The sequence below is a fragment of the Antrihabitans cavernicola genome, assembly GCF_008297975.1.
GTDB lineage: Bacteria > Actinomycetota > Actinomycetes > Mycobacteriales > Mycobacteriaceae > Antrihabitans > Antrihabitans cavernicola.
On record NZ_VLNY01000021.1, the window covers coordinates 39,699 to 57,755 of the forward strand.

14 protein-coding genes and 1 pseudogene are annotated in these 18,057 nt (G+C 63.3%); 8 read left to right on the forward strand and 7 right to left on the reverse strand.

Annotated features, from left to right (window positions below; all coding sequences use genetic code 11):
- Both FOY51_RS24930 and FOY51_RS24935 read left to right on the forward strand, forming a co-directional pair.
- Positions 1 to 1,146 (forward strand): acyl-CoA dehydrogenase family protein, encoded by a 1,146-nt coding sequence (locus FOY51_RS24930; protein WP_149432976.1) that lies wholly within the window; start codon positions 1 to 3, stop codon positions 1,144 to 1,146.
- Between the two features lie 52 nt (positions 1,147 to 1,198).
- Complete coding sequence (locus tag FOY51_RS24935) at positions 1,199 to 2,233, forward strand: alpha/beta fold hydrolase (protein ID WP_149432977.1); 1,035 nt, start codon at positions 1,199 to 1,201, stop codon at positions 2,231 to 2,233.
- 100 nt (positions 2,234 to 2,333) lie between these two features.
- On the opposite strand, the gene FOY51_RS24940 is transcribed toward FOY51_RS24935, so the two are convergent.
- The 3 genes from FOY51_RS24940 to FOY51_RS24950 all read right to left on the reverse strand — a co-directional run bounded on the left by FOY51_RS24940 (position 2,334) and on the right by FOY51_RS24950 (position 6,158).
- A complete protein-coding gene (locus tag FOY51_RS24940; protein ID WP_149432978.1) occupies positions 2,334 to 3,623 on the reverse strand; it encodes an amidohydrolase in 1,290 nt (429 codons plus the stop codon).
- A gap of 176 nt (positions 3,624 to 3,799) precedes the next feature.
- Entirely contained in the window at positions 3,800 to 5,356 is a 1,557-nt protein-coding gene (locus FOY51_RS24945) for a succinic semialdehyde dehydrogenase (RefSeq protein WP_149432979.1), read from the reverse strand.
- Positions 5,357 to 5,528: 172 nt separating this feature from the next.
- A complete protein-coding gene (locus FOY51_RS24950; RefSeq protein ID WP_187776463.1) occupies positions 5,529 to 6,158 on the reverse strand; it encodes a TetR/AcrR family transcriptional regulator in 630 nt (209 codons plus the stop codon).
- A 163-nt stretch (positions 6,159 to 6,321) separates the two neighbouring features.
- On the opposite strand from FOY51_RS24950, the gene FOY51_RS24955 reads away from it, so the two are divergent.
- Positions 6,322 to 7,449: an iron-sulfur cluster-binding domain-containing protein gene (locus tag FOY51_RS24955; RefSeq protein ID WP_187776464.1), complete on the forward strand. Its 1,128-nt coding sequence runs from the start codon at positions 6,322 to 6,324 to the stop codon at positions 7,447 to 7,449.
- Between the two features lie 26 nt (positions 7,450 to 7,475).
- Positions 7,476 to 8,726, forward strand: a complete 1,251-nt coding sequence (locus tag FOY51_RS24960) for a ferritin-like domain-containing protein (protein ID WP_149432982.1) — start codon at positions 7,476 to 7,478, stop codon at positions 8,724 to 8,726.
- Positions 8,727 to 8,876: 150 nt separating this feature from the next.
- On the opposite strand, the gene FOY51_RS24965 is transcribed toward FOY51_RS24960, so the two are convergent.
- From FOY51_RS24965 to FOY51_RS27430, 3 genes are all read right to left on the reverse strand, one after another.
- On the reverse strand, positions 8,877 to 10,604 hold the full coding sequence (locus FOY51_RS24965) for an FAD-dependent oxidoreductase (protein ID WP_149432983.1): 1,728 nt from the start codon (positions 10,602 to 10,604) through the stop codon (positions 8,877 to 8,879).
- Positions 10,605 to 10,619: 15 nt separating this feature from the next.
- Positions 10,620 to 11,636, reverse strand: a complete 1,017-nt coding sequence (locus FOY51_RS24970) for an AurF N-oxygenase family protein (RefSeq protein ID WP_149432984.1) — start codon at positions 11,634 to 11,636, stop codon at positions 10,620 to 10,622.
- A gap of 1,149 nt (positions 11,637 to 12,785) precedes the next feature.
- Positions 12,786 to 13,829 carry a hypothetical protein gene (locus FOY51_RS27430; protein ID WP_214633150.1) on the reverse strand — a complete coding sequence of 348 codons (1,044 nt, stop codon included), beginning with the start codon at positions 13,827 to 13,829 and terminating at the stop codon, positions 12,786 to 12,788.
- Between the two features lie 272 nt (positions 13,830 to 14,101).
- Between FOY51_RS27430 and FOY51_RS24980 the strand changes: the two genes are divergently transcribed.
- Both FOY51_RS24980 and FOY51_RS24985 read left to right on the forward strand, forming a co-directional pair.
- Positions 14,102 to 15,250, forward strand: a complete 1,149-nt coding sequence (locus tag FOY51_RS24980) for an IS110 family RNA-guided transposase (RefSeq protein WP_235916737.1) — start codon at positions 14,102 to 14,104, stop codon at positions 15,248 to 15,250.
- 225 nt (positions 15,251 to 15,475) lie between these two features.
- The gene (locus FOY51_RS24985) at positions 15,476 to 15,988 is read left to right on the forward strand and encodes a DinB family protein (protein WP_149432986.1); all 513 of its coding nucleotides are present in this window, start codon (positions 15,476 to 15,478) and stop codon (positions 15,986 to 15,988) included.
- 189 nt (positions 15,989 to 16,177) lie between these two features.
- On the opposite strand, the pseudogene FOY51_RS24990 reads toward FOY51_RS24985, so the two are convergent.
- A pseudogene (locus FOY51_RS24990) lies at positions 16,178 to 16,312 on the reverse strand (ATP-binding protein); the annotation flags it as partial.
- A gap of 139 nt (positions 16,313 to 16,451) precedes the next feature.
- On the opposite strand from FOY51_RS24990, the gene FOY51_RS24995 reads away from it, so the two are divergent.
- On the forward strand, positions 16,452 to 17,519 hold the full coding sequence (locus FOY51_RS24995) for a tyrosine-type recombinase/integrase (RefSeq protein WP_149432987.1): 1,068 nt from the start codon (positions 16,452 to 16,454) through the stop codon (positions 17,517 to 17,519).
- Complete coding sequence (locus FOY51_RS25000) at positions 17,516 to 17,830, forward strand: helix-turn-helix domain-containing protein (protein ID WP_149432988.1); 315 nt, start codon at positions 17,516 to 17,518, stop codon at positions 17,828 to 17,830. Before FOY51_RS24995 ends, FOY51_RS25000 begins: the two co-directional genes overlap by 4 nt.
- The last annotated feature ends 227 nt before the right edge of the window (positions 17,831 to 18,057 follow it).

The window sequence follows — 18,057 nt, forward strand, 5'->3', positions numbered from 1 at the left end:
ATGACCGCATACCGCTCCCCCTGGCTCGACGACGATCTCGACGCATTGCGAGAACTCGCACGATCCTTCTGTGACAAAGTAATCAAGCCGAACACCGAAAAGTTCATCGAACAACATCACGTCGATCGCGACATGTGGAATACCGCGGGCGAACTCGGCCTGTTGTGTATGTCCATCCCGGAAGAGTTCGGCGGCGGCGGCGGAACGTTCGCCCACGAGGCAGTGCTGATCGAAGAGCAGGCCCGCATCGGCGACACGTCGTGGGGTCAGACCGTGCACAGCGGCATCGTCGCGCACTACCTCAACGCGTACGGCACCGACGAACAGAAACGGCAGTGGCTGCCGAAGATGGCCAGCGGCGAGGTGGTCGGTGCGATCGCGATGACCGAACCCGGCACCGGTTCGGACCTGCAGGCGATCAAAACCAAGGCGATCCGGGAAGGCGACGACTACGTCGTGAACGGGTCGAAGACCTTCATCACCAACGGTGCGCAGGCCGACCTGATCATTGTGGTGGCCAAGACCGACATCGCCGAAGGCGCAAAGGGAATTTCGCTGGTGCTGGTCGAGGCGGACCGCGAAGGATTCCGCCGCGGCCGGGTGCTCGACAAGGTTGGACAGAAGGGCCAAGACACCTCGGAACTGTTCTTCGACGATGTGCGCGTACCGACGTCGAACCTGCTGGGCACCGAGGAGGGGCAAGGCTTCATCCAGTTGATGCTGCAGCTGCCGCAGGAACGTCTGGTCATCGCGGTCGGCTCGATCGCCGGTATCGAGACCGCGCTCGAACACACGCTGCGCTACACCAAGGACCGGGAAGCCTTCGGACGGCCGGTGTTTGGGTTTCAGAACACCAAGTTCAAACTCGCCGAGGTTGCCACGGACGCCCGCATCGGGCGGGTCTTCGTCGACGACTGCATCGTCGCGCACCTGCGCGGTGAGCTCGACATCCCGACGGTCGCCATGGCGAAATGGTGGACGACGGAACGGGCGATGGTGGCCCTCGACGAGTGCCTGCAGTTGCACGGCGGCTACGGCTACATGACGGAATACCCGATCGCGCGGCTGTGGGCGGACAACCGCGTTCAGAAGATCTATGCCGGCACCAACGAGATCATGAAAGAGATCATCGCCCGTTCCCTCTGAAGTAACCAACGATGTCTACTCGGATCGCGGCTGAACCGCACAGAGGACCCTGATGAAGAAAAGAACGACCATCGCCACCGTCGCGGGGACCACCATCGGAATGGGGACCGCGGCGGTGCTGCGGGCGCTCGGTGCCGCGCGCGCAAATCATGATCGCGAGTGGGACAACCCGCTGCTGCGCACACCGGTCGACCCGACCGTAGTTGCCGTCCGCACCCGGGACGGCGCGAGGCTGCGGGTGCACATGTATGGTCCCACCGACGGGGAGCCGATAGTGCTCAGCCATGGTTGGACGTGTTGTATCGAATACTGGAGTCCGCAGATCAATGTTCTGGCCCGCAAGTACCGGGTCATCGCCTACGACCAGCGTGGTCACGGCCGCAGTGAATCCGGCAGCGATAGGTTCGGCCCGGCCATGCTCGCCGACGACCTCGCCTGTGTACTCGACGCGACGATTCGTCCCGGCGAAAAAGCTGTACTGGTCGGTCACAGCATGGGCGGTATGAGCATCATGGCGTGGGCAGGCGCACATCCAGAGCAGGTCGACCGCTACGCGCACGCGATGCTGCTGGCGAATACGGCGAGCAGCGACCTCATCTCCAAAACCGTCATCCCGATCCCTTCCGGTCGGCTACCGATTCCGCAGGCGCTCAGCCGCGCCGTTCTCGGAACCCCAGTCGCCACGCCTCCGCACGCGGTGATTCGGCGGGCCTTCCAACTCGCCGTCATGTCGCCGACATCGACGGTCGAGGAAGTGGACTTCTGCTTCGGTATCGTCGCGGCGTGCAGGGGACGTATCCGGGGCCGGTGGGGTTCGGCATTGAGCCACCTCGACATCACCGCAGCTCTCGACAGTCGGAGCGTTCCGACAACCGTGTTGGCGGGCCGGCTCGATCGGCTCACTCCGCCAAGGCACTCCCGAAAACTCGCGGCGGCTTTGGCGAGCAACGGTGTGCTCGTTCGCTTCGACATACTGCCCGGTGTCGGACACATGAGCAACATCGAAGCCACAGACCACTTCAACGATGAGATCGTGCGCCTTCGCACATCGCGAACCTTCCGCTCCGACCTGACCGGCGCGAGCTGACCTTCGCGGAATATTTCGACGGTTCCAGGCCCGCGTTGCCGACGACCCTGACCTCGCCCATGGTCCTGTCGGTGTTGGGGACCACACCGCCATATCGTCGTCAGCCCCCAGGTGTCAGCTCACCGGCGAGATGATCGTAGGCGACGTGGGTGTGCAGGCGCACTCCGGTGACAAGTTGGTCGTCGTCGGCGTAGAAGTGCGGATTGTGGTTCGGAACCGCACCCCGCCCTCCCTCGATCGGGACGAGTCGGGTGCCGTCCACTATCTCGGTGTCCTGCACGCCCAACATGACATAGAGGCCGCCGAACTTGTTTACGAACTCCGACACGTCGTCGTAGCCGAGCGTCGGCGGGGTCTCGAGCACCTTGTCGTCCCCGGCGACCCGGCGCAGGGTCGGCAGGCCGGCGTCGACCCATTCCTGGGTGTGGTGTACCGCCGGCACGTCTTGGAGGAACTCGCATTTCGCAGTGCAGCCGTAGGCGGCCGCGCACCCGTGAGCGAGCGTCGACACTCGCTGCTGCACCTCGGCCATGTCTGATTCGACCGAGCATCGGATCGTGCCCCACATCGTGACGGTCTCGCCGATGATGTTGAACCGGCCCACGTCCTCGATGTGACCGAGGCTGACGGTGACCGGGTCGAAAGCGTTGGTCTGCCGGTAGATCTGACCGATACCGGTCAAGATCGCCCCGACCGCGGGCATCGGATCGACACCCATCCACGGGGTCGATCCGTGCACCTGTGTGCCCCCGATTTCGATCTTGATCATGCACGAGGCGCCGTACTGGTTACCCACCCGATAGCCCACAACCCCCTTGGGGATCGGGCCGACGTGCATACCGAACACCATCGTCGGTGCTGGATCGCTGAGAGCGCCCTGGTCGAGCATCTCTCGGGCGCCGCCCTTCTCGTCGATGGGCGGCCCCTCCTCGGCCGGCTGAAACACGAACAGCACTGTCCCCGGCAACCGCTCACGCATCCCGGCCAGCACGGTCGCCGCGCCGAGCAGCATCGCCGTATGGCAGTCGTGCCCGCACGCATGCGAGACCGGGAACGGTCCGCCCGGATAATCCTCGTCAATCACCTCCGATGCGAACGGCACCCCCGACAGATCCTTGACCGGTAACGCATCGATATCGGCGCGCAGCGCGATCACCCGCTCACCCGAGCCGCCACCACGCAGAACTCCGACCACGCCATGCCCTGCGATGTCGGTGCGCACTTCGTCGAGTTCCAGCGACCGGAGGTGTTCGGCGATCAATCTTGCCGTCTCGGCCTCCCGGTTCGACAACTCAGGATGCTGATGGATGTGGTGGCGCCACTTGACGACCTGATCGGTCACCTCCCCGGCTCGGCGGTCCAACTCGTCATGCAGTGCGGAATCACTCATACGAACCTCCAAGGAGAATGTGGTGGTCACTTCCGGCAGCATCAGCCTTGCCCGACGCGCATTCGCGGCGACTCGTCCAAGGATAAATGCCCGCACTGGTCCCCGGTGGCGTCATCCGCGGACTGCGCTGCGCCCCACTCGACGAGCCAGGATGTGGCGGTGTACGGGTAAGTCCGTCAGCGTCGCGTCGGCAGTTGCTGGACGAGGCTGATCAGCGGCGTCAGCGCTTTCTGCCATAACTCGGTGGACAGGCCGAACGGTGGGTCGAGGTTGAACACTCGCTGGGTGGCGACCGTCTGCGATTCGCAGTACTTCAGCAGGCCCTCGCGTCCGTGTCGGCGACCGATTCCGGATGCGCCCATCCCGCCCATCGGCGCAGCGGTGCTGCCGAATGCCGGTGCGTATCCTTCGTCCACATTGACTGTGCCGGTCCGGAGTTGTACCGCGATGGCCTCGCCCTCACCCGCTGTTCGGGCCCACACGCTGGCGTTGAGTCCGTACTCGGTGTCGTTTGCGCGGGCGATGGCCTCATCGACGTCAGCGACCGGATAGATCGACACCAGCGGACCGAAGGTCTCGTTGCGTGCGCACTCCATGTCGTCGGTGACGCCGGTGAGGACGGTCGGCTCGTAGAACAGCGGGCCGAGGTCGGGTCGGGCGTTTCCCCCCGTGACCACGGTGACGCCCTTCGCCCGCGCGTCGTCGACGTGACCGGACACGGTCTTGACCTGGTCTTCAGATGCCAGGCTGCCCATGTCGGAGGTGAAGTCGTACGTGCTGCCAAGCTTCATGTTGCGCACGTGCTCGGCAAATTTGGCGGTGAACTCGTCGGCGACCGATGCTTCGACATAGATTCGTTCGATCGAGATGCACACCTGTCCGGAGTTGGCGAAGCAGGCTCGGGTAGCCGCTTTGGCGACCTTGTCGAGGTTGGCACCTTCGGCGATGATCATCGGATTCTTCCCGCCCAACTCGGCGGAGAAACCGATCAACCGGTGCCCTGCCTGCTCGGCAAGGAGGCGACCGGTCCCCGTCGATCCGGTGAACATCAGGTAATCGCAGCTCTGCGCGATAGCGGTGCCCACCACCGAGCCTGGTCCGGGAACCACCGCGAACAGCTCCCGTGGGAGCCCGGCCTGGTAGAGCAGTTCCGCGTTCGCCAACGTGCAGTAGGGGGTTTGGCTGTCGGGTTTGACAACGACGGCGTTGCCGGCGAGCAGTGCGGGGAGTGCGTCGGAGATCGACATCGCCATCGGGTAGTTCCAGGGCGAGATGATGCCGACGACGCCCTTGGCTTGATAGTTGACCACCGTCTTGGTCAGTGCCGGCAGCATGCCTTGCACCCGCTCGGGTTCGAGCAGCTTCGGTGCTTCACGCGCGTAGAAACGCGCATTGAGCATGATGTCGAGGATTTCTTCCTGAGCGGCGGAGCGCGCCTTCCCCGTTTCGGCTTGGGCCACGTCCATCAGGAACCCGCGATTCGAACGCACCAGCGTGCGGTATCGCTCGATGATCCGGGCACGATCTCGCACCGAGGTCCGCGTCCAATCCGTCTGCGCTGCTCGGGCCTTCGCCACTGCCGCCGCTACATCGTCGGCTGTTCCGATCGGAATCTCCGCCAACGGTGCGCCGGTGAACACTTCCTCGATCGTCCTGGTCGGGCGGGTGTCAGGGTGCTCGATTGCGACGAGTGAACGTAAGCGTGTCAACGACGCGGCGGACGGAGCGGGCATGGCTGGCACCTCGAATGGATGAGTGGTTCGTGCGGTTACACACAAACTACCCGGTGGAGGCCTAGGCGTCACTCGACTCTTCGGCAACTGCTTTCGAGGCTGTGACACGCGTGAGTTCATGACAGTGATTCCGCGGTTGTGATGGCGTGTCCGCGGACAGGCCGGCAAGTTGTCAGAGATCTGGTCGGACTGTTCGGGCGGCGGCGACGGCCATTTGCGCGATTTCGTCGACCAGATCGTGGCGAGAAAGTGTGACGTCGCCGTCCAGCCAGGCCGTGACGGCTCGGGCTGTGCCCACCACGAGGATGAGTGCAACCAGGTTGAGTCGCTGGCGTTGGGCGGGGGTGCTGTCGGTGTCGGCGAGCACGAGCTGTACCAGTAGGCCGGCGAGGCGCTGCTCGGCGCTGTCGACTGTGCCGTTGTGCACGTGGTTGCCGACAACGTCGACGTACACCTTCGCCTTGCGCGGGTCGTCGGTGAGGATAGCGACGACCCGTTCGATCCCGGCGTGGACGCGGGTGAGCAGGGGCATCGCCGTGCTGGACAGTGAGCTGATCACGGCGTCGGTGATCTCGGCGATGAGGGTGTCGATCAGTGCTGCGAAGAGTTCGTCTCGGTTGCGGAAACTTTCGTAGAAGTAGCGTTTCGACAGGCCTGCCTCGGCGCAGATGGCATCCACGGTGGTGCCCATCATTCGCTGTGCGGCGGCAATGGTGTAGCAGGCGTCGAGCAGGCCGACTCGGCGCGTGCGGCGCCGTTCGTCTGCGCTGATCCCCCGAAACGGCCTGATCACCTGCGTCACCCGAACATCTTGACACATGCCCGTTCCGACTTCTACATTCTCGACACGGCAGCGTTCTCAGTTTTGGCGTCGACTCCAAATCGTCGACTGCAGTCACGGCGTGAGGTTGCCGTGGCGATGTGGGGCTCGCATCGGGGTCGAAACGACCGGGATCGAGGATCGAATGCGCGCAGTGATGACAGCGTTGTCGAGGGTCGAACAGCGGCTCCCGGGTCGGGGCATGTTCGGACCGGCACCGATCACCATTGCCCGGCCGAACGGCCCCGCGAAACGATGGAGCAGGGGCACCCCGGCCGCGACGTCCACCCGGGTGCGAGTGGTGAGCGTGGTCCACGAAACGGCCGACGCGGTGACGCTCGTGCTCCAAACCGTCGATGGTCGGCCGGTGCCGTATCGGGCAGGGCAGTACCTGACGCATTGCTTTCCGATAGACGGGTCCGTGGTCAAGCGCGCGTACTCGATCAGCGAACCCGAGGGTGGGCGCTTGGCCTGCACGGTGAAGTGCATCGAGGGAGGAGTGGTGTCCGGGTTCGTCGCTTCCCGGATCGCGATTGGCTACGAATACACGGTGCTGGGCCCGTCGGGCGATTTCGTAATGCCCGAGGATCCGCGCGCGCCGCTGGCGTTCCTGGCGGCGGGCAGTGGGATCACTCCGGTGATCAGCATGATCGAAACAGCGTTGCACCGAGACACGGTGGCACCGATCCGGCTCGTCTACGCCGCGCGATCAGAGCCGGAGGCGATCTTCGCGTCCCGCCTTGCAGCGCTGGCCATCCAGAATCCGCATCTCAGTGTGTTCATGGAATGGTCGCGCTCGAGATCGGCCGGCGGTGCGCCGGGCCGGCTCACCGGCGAGCAGGCCGCAAACTCGCTCTCCGCCGGTGCGGCCACCCACGTGTTTCTGTGCGGACCCACCGCACTGATGGATGCAACCGCGACCGCACTGCACGACCGCGGCCTGCCGGCTCAGCAGATTCATCGGGAGCGTTTCTATCCCGCCCCGCGGCACACCCAGCATTTGCCGGCCGGCCCGCAGACACTCCGGTTCGCCTCCTCGAACGCGACCGTGTCCCAGCGGCCCGGCGAGACGATCCTCGATGCCGGCCTGAGACACGGAGTGCGACTGGATTTCAGTTGCACAGTCGGCGGCTGTGCCGCCTGCAAGGTCCGGGTGCTCGACGGGAACGTCACCGTAGATGAGCCCAACTGCCTGACTGCCGAGGAACGAGCCGACGGGTTTGTGCTGGCCTGCTCGGCGTATGCCCTCGACAGCACAACCATCGACGCCTGAACCATTCGAACGAGGAGAACAAGGTCATGAAAAATCCAGCCAAGGCGCCGATGGAGACGATGCTGCGTGGCCTGCCGATGCAAGCGCAGAACGAAATCCACAAAGCGATGGACAATATCGGCCTCGCCCTGTCGATCGAGAACCCGAAGGTCGCGGCCGCGCTCGCCCCCTCGGCGGTGCGAGGTCTTGTTCTTGGGGCGGGCAAACGCGGCGATCACGTCGACATGCAGGCCAACCACAGCGCCCACTACACATTGAGCTATCAGGGTGACTTCACCGAGATGTACGACCTGTACCGGCGGGCGGTCACCAATCAATGGGACGGCGACGCAGACCTGCCGTGGAACACCGACGTCGCGCCCGATAATCATCAGGCCGCGATCCTGCCGCGCAGCTTCGTCCCGTTCGACGCGATCGAGGGATTCGGAGTTCGGCTCACCGCACTGGAAGAACGGCGGCTGACCTGGGATGTGGCCGCATGGATCCTGAGCCAGTTCATGCACGGGGAACAGGGCGCGCTCTATGCCGCGGCGCAAGTCACCGAGAGCGTGCAGTGGATGGACGGCAAACTCTACGGCGCCACCCAGGTCATGGACGAAGGCCGTCACCTCGAAGTGTTCCTACGCTACCTCGACACGAAGCTGGAGAAGATCTATACCGTCAACGACAACCTGTTCGTGATCATCGACGACCTGATGACCGACGGGCGCTGGGACATCAAGTTCCTCGGTATGCAGATCATGATCGAGGGTCTCGCGCTCGGCGCCTTCACCACCATCTACCAGCAGACCCGTGAACCACTGCTCAAACAACTGTTGAAAATGGTGATTCAAGACGAGGCCCGTCACGTCCACTACGGTGTGCTCGCGCTGCGTGAACATTTCACCAAGAACCTCTCCGAATCCGAACGACGTGAACGCGAGGACTGGGCGTACGAGGTCGCCCTGCTGATGCGCAACCGATTCAAGATGCGCGAGATCTACGACGAATGGTTCTCCCACAAGATCTCACTCAAGCGGTGGGACGAGGAAGTGCTGCAGGCGCCGGGCATGCTCGGCTTCCGCAACATCATGTTCCAGCGGTTAGTGCCCAACCTCGAATACATCGGCCTCATGAGCGACCGGATCAAAGCCCACTACGACAAATCAGGTCTCACCCAGTACCTCGGCGGTAAGAACGCCACCCAACTCACCGCCGACGAACTCACCGCCGAGCCTGACACCGGCGGTCACGACGATGAGATGCCTGCAGAACTCCACAGTTTGATCACATCCTGAACGACGCGGGCCGCACAGTCGGGACGGCGCGCCTGGCATGCTTCAAGATCCGAACCATCACGTCGAGGGACCAGTGCCCAGCTGCGCCACTACGTCGCTACCGCACGATCGGATAGATAAGGATTTGACGCCGAAGACCTTGTCGTCGTATCACTTGCGGACGCGATGTAGCGGCGAGAGCCGCAGAAGCCGATGCGGACGTGCCGCAGCCAGAGTGACCATTTCGGCTCGATCGACGATCTTGTCGCGGACCCGGTGCTGCACTGCCCCGCGTTGTAGCTCCACCCGGTCGATCGCCTGCCAACCGGCGCGATCGACGACGGCGGGTTGGCGTCGACTCACGAAACGTTTCAACGCCGAAGCCTTGGTCGTGGGTGCCGTCAGGAGCCCACAGTTGAAGTCGTCGACGAGAGCGTTGACCGTCTCCTGAGCGCAGGACTTGTTGGTGCCGATGTATCCGGTCGGACCACGCTTGATCCATCCGGCCACGTACGTGCCGGGAACACGATCGCCATCGACGCGGTCCAATACTCGCCCATCGGAGTTGGGCACGACTCCCCCCGCCTCATCGAAAGGTAGACCGGTCACGGGGATGCCACGGTATCCGATCGAGGTGAGGACCAGGCCCGCATCGAGAGTTTCGGCATGCCCGGTCGGCTTGGCCCGCAGCACACCGTCGTCACCGAGCACGAGCGAGGTCGCCACCAACTCCACTCCCGCGACGTGGTCTTCACCAACGATCCGCTTCGGTGCCGACAGATACCGCAGCGTGATCTGCTTGCGACCTGGCGTGGCCGAATCGCGCGTACTCAACTCCCGCAGCATCCGCAGTTTCTGGACAACCGAATGGTCCAAGCTGCCGTCACGTTCGCGCCTGGCGGTCACCTCGTCGAGTTCGAAGTGCGCTGGATCAAGTCTCACACGCAGGTTCGGTACGGCGAGCAGACCGGCGAACTCTGGGACAGTGAAGGCCGATTGCGCGACTCCGCGTCGTCCGACGATCACCACCTCCTCGATGCGGCTGTTCCGTAATGCTTCCAACGCCGGAGCAGCGATATCGGTGGCGGCGAGCTGGTCCGGGTCAGCGGTAAGGATCCGGGCCACGTCGAGTGCGACGTTGCCGTTGCCGATGATCACCGCGCGAGGATGCGACAGGTCGAACGGGTGGTGCGCGTGGTCGGGGTGGCCGTTGTACCAGGCGACGAAGTCGGTGGCCGACGCACATCCAGGCAGGTCGACGCCGGAAATGTTCAGCCGCCGGTCCGAGGAGGCGCCCACCGCATAGATGACGGCGTGGTGGTGCTCGAGCAGATCTTGATGTGTCAGATCGGTACCGACCTCGACGTTGAGGTAGTACTCGAATCCCGGCTGGTCGGCGATAGTTTCGAATAGTTCGCTGACCTGCTTGGTGTGTTGATGGTCGGGTGCTACTCCGGCACGGACAAGCCCGTGTGGCGTGGGAAGCCGGTCGAAAACGTTGACTTGCACGTCGGGTTGGGTCAGCAACTCGTCGGCGGCATACATCGCGGCGGGTCCGGAGCCGACGATCGCTACGCGCAGCGCAGCCACGTCTTGGCGTGCGGCCGGCGGCGGCGTCACGGGCGCCAGCAGGGGACGCTGCCGGGGCTCCCTGTAGAAGTCGGCGTTGATCCCCAGGTATCGCTGCTGAGAATCCGTCAGCTTGGACTGCGGCACGATCGCATCGACCGGACAGGCCGACACACAGGCCCCGCAGTCCACGCAGGACGCAGGATCGATATGCAGCATTTCCGCGGTCAGAAAATCGGGTTCGTCCGGCGTCGGGTGGATGCAGTTCACCGGACACGCGTACACACAGGACGCGTCGCTGCAACACGACTGGGTTACCACATGAGGCATGAAGGCGCTTCTCCGCTACGTCGTCGCCCGGACCGAAACCCGGCTCGGTTCACTGCGGAACCGGGAGGCCTTTCCGTCGATCTTCAACATCTTCCACAGCCGACGTGAGACCGGGTTCATCAGGCCGGCTTCCTGAGCCAACATGCGCACGTCCGCGAAGTAGTCGCGCAGCGTCTGCCGCGACTCGGGCTTCTCCCAGAACAGGTCCTTCTTCACGGACTCCGGGATGTCGAACTTCGACCAGAACTCGGGCGGCGGAATCACGATGACGTCGCACAGCACACGCATCGCGATCGGGAACGCCAACGAGATTGCGAACCGCCCGGGTGGCGACATTTCCGGGATGTGCCGACGCAGGAACTCGTGGGCGAACGAAATGTGTCGTGCTTCTTCGGCAACGTGAATCGCCATCACGCTCGACATGATCGGGTGGATCTCGGCACCCGAGCGAAGAATGGTCTTCTGAATGTGGTCGATCGGCTCCTCACCGGCCAGGATCCCGATGAAGAAGATGATCGGGAAAGCGGACCCCGCCAACGGCAGGAACGGTGCGACAACGCGAAACCACTTCCGGCCGCCCGGTACGTCGACACCGATCCGATTCACCATCTCCTGAAACATCAGGGTGTGATTGCCCTCTTCGATCACCTCGTGAGTGCAGTATCGAAACTCCGGGGAACCGTTCGCCGCGCGGAACACGTACTGCAGGACCCCACCCATGAGGACGGTTTCGAACTGCAAACCAACCTTGGCGATGTTCGCCTGACGCCACATCCCGATGGCGATCTTCTTCTCGTCCGGAAGCGCCAGATACCAGGGGTGATTGCCCAGCGGGTCGGCCTTGGGAAGGATCCATCGCGGATCGCTACCGGTCACCTCGAACTCGGACGAGTCCCACGTAATGTCGACGTAGGGGTCGAAATGCCGGTGTACAGACCCCTCGGACAGTAACGTCAGGGTCTCTTCATACGACAAGTCGAAGTCATCGGACCGGTGATCCGACCCGCGTGCTGGCGCATTCGAAAGCGTCATGTGCTTCTCCCTCTATCGATCGACTCGTGCCGCTGAGGCTTCGAGTGGTGCCGATGTCCGGCAGCGAATCTGCAACCGCTCTTATGCTAACTGTAACCCGATGTCCCACATATACCCAAGGCGCATCAGTGTGCCGCCCTGGCGCGATGTTCAACACCACCCACCGCGGTACATCTCCGCCCGACCACCCGTTTGGTCTGTCGCCTCTGTCGCCGGGTTCTATTTGTTCGAGTGGGTGGCCCGCCTCGGCCGGAAGCCAGACCGGTAGCGGTGATCGAATGTCTGCTGAGTCTGTCAAGTTTGTGTGGCCCCATCGAAGCAGGTTTGCATGGCCCCATCGAAGCAGGTTTGCATGGCCCCATGCGCATACGAATGGTCTGCAGCGTGACGCAGGCCGATATTGATGGCGGGTGAATGCGCTCCGAACGAGACGCGCGATGCAGGGGTGTCGGGTGACCGGGAGTTCCAATAACGAAGTCCGCCATTACCGACGGGAAATCGTCCGGTGCTCGAACCGCTTTGGTGGTAGTAGCAGCGGAAATCTCAGGTTCCGAAATGCGACGCCAGCCGACCTGCGTTGGGGAACTAGCTACAGAACACACACTGAACACGTCGTCCGGTCATACAAGCGGTTCCGTCAGCAGGTGGAATGGCTTGCAGATTGCTGAGATCGCAATCTGGGCATCGACCGGACCGGAACACATTCGACACCGAAACCGCACCGGCTTCCCTGCTGAGGCTGTCGTCAGTCTGACTAGTTGCGGCCAGCGTGTAGCGAAGCCGGTAGAGGGCCCTTGCATCTTAGCTCTCTACCGGCTTCGTTCCGGTCGACCGCCGCATCAGATCCGGCGCCGCCCCAGCAAGGTTGCGAACTGCCACGGACCCCAAACCGCCAGAGCAGCGACAACGAGCACCCAAACGGGCGCATCGGTCGCTACTGCCAACACGACGCCGACAATAACGACAGCGAGGAAACAGATCGGCCAAGACCATATCTCCCGGCGGCTTTGCCGACTGCGATCTGCGGTCACATGATCAACGGGATTCATCGGCTCCATGATTCCCATTCTCGCGCAGACAGCAGCCGTTGCCCAGATCCCCCCACGACATCCGACGTGCTCACTTGAGCGTGAGAACGACGCTCCGCTATCACAACCCTGAGCAATTTTCCTCTCCTACCCCATCGAAGCGATCGCTCGACGGAATCAGACGTGTCTGATAGCACTGATTGTCGTTGAAAGGTCCGTGATTGACGATTGCCTGGAAGACCTGAATCAGATTGACACCGCCGATCGCGCAAATTGCGGTGATGAGGAGCTTGAGCGGTCCGGGAACTGGCAGTTGGTTTGCGAGAGCGCATGTCCCGACAGCGAGGACGCCACCCGCAACGATGATCGCGATACGCAAAGCATTCAACTCGTAACCTCGCGCGTTGAGATAAATCCCGGCTCCATAGGTGATTCGAGGATCCACGACGATCTGCCCCTGAGCACCCGTGGTATCGACCGACTGAACCAACTGCTGCCCACGAACCTCATAGCTCGTCGGTAGCGATCTACCGGCGGCGTCGATGGCCCATGGCTTCGCCAACGCGACGTACTCGGTGATCGTGCCCGCGCCCGCAGCTCTCTGAAACTGGACCGAGCCATCAGCCGCCACCTTTGCAACGACACCCGCAGGTAGCGTCAGGTTCCACGTTGCACTGCTCTCACCAGGGCGCAGCACAGCCAAAGTCGCACCATCGACACCAAGCTTCCGCGTGCTGTATTTGTCCGTGACTGCTTGATCACCCACGCGAACTGACGGTCCACCGTCCGGAATTGTCACGGCAATGCGCCCAGTGGACGCCTGAGCTGATATCCCCTTGTCGGTAACGTCGATTGGCGGTGCTTGCGGGGGAATACTTGTGGGCGCAGGCTTCGACGCACCCGCTCGTTCGGCGTCGGACTGAGCCTTCGCTGCCGTCGCAGCGACCTCGCCAGGTGGCGGCGGTGGATCAGCTTGCGCGGCCGGTATCCCCAAGATCGCCACGGAAACAGCTACTGCCGCAACAGTTCCCCTCAAAGCAACGCGTTTGAACATGAAGCCCCCTTCGTCGTCAGTAGACGAAATCGACTGCAAACCCCACCGCCGCAGATTCCCCCTGCCGGCTCGCTGAGTTAACGAGCCATCCGCAGCGTAAGCACGCGCCATCCGATAAAACAGTGAAGATGTTGGGTGAGTTGTTCGGTGGGGGTCTGACTTCCCGATAAACTGACCCGCTCTGCTCCTGAGGGGTGTCCTTCGTGCGACCTGTCGGCTCCTGCCGAACAACTCACCACCTGGTGGTGGATGGTCGGACCGGGCGGGGATGTGACTTCATAGGACCTTGTCGTGCATCGTGCCCCGTCACTGTTGTGTCCGCCCGGCCCGATTCGGTCATCCACTCGCCTCGACCGCAGCCGAGCGAGGGAGACCTATCCACGATGACAGCCACCACAGTGCAGCCGCAACCAGCAGTTGTTGTCGGCGTCGACGCACACAAGGACACCCACCACGGCGTTATCCTCACAACCACGGGACAACGGTTGGCCGACAGACAGTTCGAGGCGACCAGTGCCGGATACCGGCAACTGCGCGACTGGGTCCGCGAGTTTGGCGCTGAGGCGGTGTTCGCTGTCGAGTCCACCGGCTCCTATGGTGCCGGTCTGACCCGCTACCTGCTCGATGCCGGCCACGAGGTCCGGGAGGTCAACACTCCGCACGCGCACGCCAAGGCCCGCCGAGGCAAGACCGATGCTCTTGATGCCGAAGCCGCCGCCCGCAAGGTGTTGGCCGGGGATGCGATCGCCAGCCCGAAGACCAGTTCCGGTGCGGTGGAATCGATTCGGATGCTGACGGTGGCCCGCAACTCGGCGGTCAAGGCCCGCTCTGTCGCGCTGGTGCAGTTGCAGTCGGTACTGGTGACCGCCCCCGCGTCGTTGCGCGAGCAGATCACCGTGACTGGTATACGCCGTCAAGCCGCGGTATGCGGCAAGTTCCGACCCGACATCGCCCGTCTGTCCGACCCGGTCCAGGCCGCGAAACTCACCCTGAAAACCCTGGCGCAGCGCATCACCGAACTCGATACCGAGATCGCGGCGCTCGACAGCCACCTCGAGACGTTGGTGGCCGACGTGGCACCCACCCTCGTCTCGCGCACGGGTATCGGTGCCGGGCATGCGGCCCAGTTCCTGATCACCGCCGGACAGAATGTCCAACGTTTGCACAGCGAGGCCGCGTTCGCCCGCCTGTGTGGGGCCGCCCCGATCCCGGTGTCCTCGGGCCGCACCGACCGGATGCGGCTGCATCGTGGTGGGGACCGCCAGGCCAACCGGGCGCTGCACATGGTCGTCGTGGTCCGGCTGCGGTTCGACCAGCGCACCATCGACTACATGCGCCGACGCCGCGCCGAGGGACTGTCCAAAAAAGACGTTATGCGCTGCCTGAAACGGTTCATCGCACGCGAGGTCTACCACGACCTCCGCACCGACCTCGCGCCGCTGATCGAACCGCTCAACGCAATCTCGAGAGCGATTCCCGATACAACGGTGGAAAGCTGCGGCACACTGTTATGCGGCGGTAGCAAATGTTGATGGCACGCCCGGGCATCCATCGCGTGCAGTGTCGCTCGCATTCGAGCGCGGTTCGTTGACCCTCGATCTCGTCGCCAGATGGCCACCGCCACTCATCGGACAGCTCGTCCGTAATCCCGTAACAACGATTGCCCAGTCGATGCCTCCGGCGCTTCCAGCGGCCCGCGCGCAAGATCTGGACCGGCGCTCAATCGTTGTCACACAATTGGATTGGAGTGCCACAACGTGGGCAAATACCGAATCACTGACGGCAACGAGCGGACGTTGATCGAGGACACGCTCGATCACAACCGCGAAGCGCTTATCGCGACTGCGCGAGGGCTGTCCGAGGTCGATGCCCGCCGTCGGCTCGTCGCCTCACTCACGACGCCGATCTCGGTGATCAAACACGCAGCCGCCGCGGAACGAATCTGGTTTCAACGCTTTTGGGCGGAGATGGATGCATCGGACTGCGACGGCTACTCCGAGCGCGACGAGGGCACCTTCGCAGTTGCCGACGACGAGTCACTGGCAGATGTCATCGCCGAGTTCGAGCGCGCCAGTCAACGATCGCGGACCATCGCCGCGCGCTTCGCCCTCGACGACACCAAGGACAATCCTCGTGAGGGCACGGTCAGCATGCGATGGACGATGCTAGCGATGATAGAAGAGTTCGCCCGGCACGCCGGTCACGGTGACATCCTGCGCGAACAGATCGAGCGTCCCCTCACCCATAACGGCGGCAGATCGCGGGCTTGACGAGTATAGGACCGTCGGATGAATCCACCGAAATAGATACCGAAGTGGCGAAAGTGACTGATGAGGCTCAGGGGAGAGATTGGAATCCGTAGGAATGCGGAGTACATCTGCGATAGATGTCGATCTTCGTTGATTACCGATTGTGCATCGATGCCGCGCGGATACCGTCCGCGAGGGTGGCCATTGGATCTATTGCCCCTGGGCGGCTTTGGTGTGGGCGAGTCGGTAGGAGTCGGTGCCGGTTTCGATGATGTTGCCGCCGAACGTCAAGCGGTCGACGATGGCGGCGCACAGGCGTGGATCGGTGAACGTCTTCGTCCATCCATCCGGGGCTCGCATATGTTCGTTTCCCCGGATAGGTGCTGCTAGCTGGCCTTTCCACTCTCTTGCGTGTCCTGCCGTTCTTTGAGGTAAAACTGGTATATGTTAGGCACTGCCTTAATCGTTCAGGTGGGAAGAAGGTGTGTCTGTGGTGGGCGGACTGCGGCTGATCCCCGGTGGTGCCGTGGCCGGCGAGCCGGTCTCCTCGGATCCGCTTGTGTTCCAACAGGATTGCGTGGATGCGTTCGTCGCGTCATGGCGGGCACGGGGTTTCAGTCCGGTCACCATCGACAACGACATCGGATTGTTGGAGCGAACGTTAGCGGCGTTGGGGTGTGCAGCCTGGGAGGTGACAGCCGAGGACATCGACCGGGTCGTCGGTGATCTCGCCGTGGCGGGTAGGTCGACATCGACGCGTCGCGAGTATGTGCAGATCTTCAAGGGATTCCACCGGTTCCTGCAGGTGCGCAAGGCGGCGGAGATCGAGTCGACGTTCGGGGTGCGGCTGGTCTGCCCGGTCGACGAGTTCAATGCCTCTCGGCACGTCGGCGACGATTCGCCGGCCTTGTTGCCGCCGCCAACGCCGGACCGGGTCGACGAGTTCTTCGACTTCCTCAAGGCGCGTATCGCGACCGCCCGCAAGTATGCACCCGCGGCCCGCGACTATGCGCTGTTCCGGACGCTCTATCACGCCGGGTTGCGGTCGGAGGAGTCGTCGCTGCTGGAGATTCCGGATCTGCATTTCGGGCGCGGTCCGTTCGGCAAAGTCCACGTGCGGTTCGGCAAAGGCGCTCACACGTCCGGGCCGAGACCGCGCTGGGTACCGATGCTCGACGGACTGGACCTGGTGCTGCGGTGGTTCCTCGACGATGTGCGACCCAAACTTCCCGAATCAACGGTCTTGTTCGCCGACGAGTCCGGCGGCGCGTTGCATCAGGGCACGATCCGCAACCGATTGCGGTATCTGATGGAGCTGGAAGGCCACCCGGTCACCGAGCGGTTCAGCCCGCATGCGCTGCGCCGCGCCTGCGCGACTCACAACTACGAACGCGGGGTGGATCTCGCTGCGATTCAACAGCTTCTCGGCCACTGGACGGTGAGCTCGACGATGCGGTATGTCCGCCCGTCGACCACGTTCATCGAGGACGCCTACCGTCGCGCGGTCACCTCGACCTTGGCCGAACTCAGCGGAGAGGACACGACGTCGTGAGAATCCGCTGGCGCCTGCGGATGGCCGCAGCGCAACGCGAGGTCTGGACCGGCACCGAGTTGCGCCGGTTGCTCGCCGAGAAGGCGGGCCTCGAGCTGTCGGCGGCATCGGTGTCGGCATTGATGACCAAGGAACCCAGCCAGATCAAGATGTCTACGCTGATCGCGTTGTGCACCGCCCTGCAATGCACTCCGGACGACTTGTTCGAGGTCGATATCACTGCCTTGGAGAAACCGGTGTCGCCACCACGACCTGTCGTGGCCGAACCGAAGGCCGTGAACGCGCGCGGTCGCTCGATGCCGCCGATGTGAGCGGCCTCAGTTCGCGAAAGTGACTGTGTCCGATGGGAAAACGGCAACGCGACTGCGTGAACTGCGGCGCTCCGGTCGGGATCATCGGCCGCGATCTGTGCTGTCGATGCAGCGTCCGTCGACGCGAACGGGCCAGCAAACAGCCCTGCCCCGACTGCGGCCTAGATAGGCTGCTGGACGCCGGGACCGGGCGGTGTGTACGGTGCTCGCGCCGGTGCAGCGAGTGC

Coding starts and splice junctions, on each gene's coding strand:
- FOY51_RS24930 (WP_149432976.1), top strand. CDS start 1: ATGACCGCATACCGCTCCCCCTGGCTCGACGACGATCTCGACGCATTG.
- FOY51_RS24935 (WP_149432977.1), top strand. CDS start 1,199: ATGAAGAAAAGAACGACCATCGCCACCGTCGCGGGGACCACCATCGGA.
- FOY51_RS24940 (WP_149432978.1), bottom strand. CDS start 3,623: ATGAGTGATTCCGCACTGCATGACGAGTTGGACCGCCGAGCCGGGGAG.
- FOY51_RS24945 (WP_149432979.1), bottom strand. CDS start 5,356: ATGCCCGCTCCGTCCGCCGCGTCGTTGACACGCTTACGTTCACTCGTC.
- FOY51_RS24955 (WP_187776464.1), top strand. CDS start 6,322: ATGCGCGCAGTGATGACAGCGTTGTCGAGGGTCGAACAGCGGCTCCCG.
- FOY51_RS24960 (WP_149432982.1), top strand. CDS start 7,476: ATGAAAAATCCAGCCAAGGCGCCGATGGAGACGATGCTGCGTGGCCTG.
- FOY51_RS24965 (WP_149432983.1), bottom strand. CDS start 10,604: ATGCCTCATGTGGTAACCCAGTCGTGTTGCAGCGACGCGTCCTGTGTG.
- FOY51_RS24970 (WP_149432984.1), bottom strand. CDS start 11,636: ATGACGCTTTCGAATGCGCCAGCACGCGGGTCGGATCACCGGTCCGAT.
- FOY51_RS27430 (WP_214633150.1), bottom strand. CDS start 13,829: ATGGCGCGTGCTTACGCTGCGGATGGCTCGTTAACTCAGCGAGCCGGC.
- FOY51_RS24980 (WP_235916737.1), top strand. CDS start 14,102: ATGACAGCCACCACAGTGCAGCCGCAACCAGCAGTTGTTGTCGGCGTC.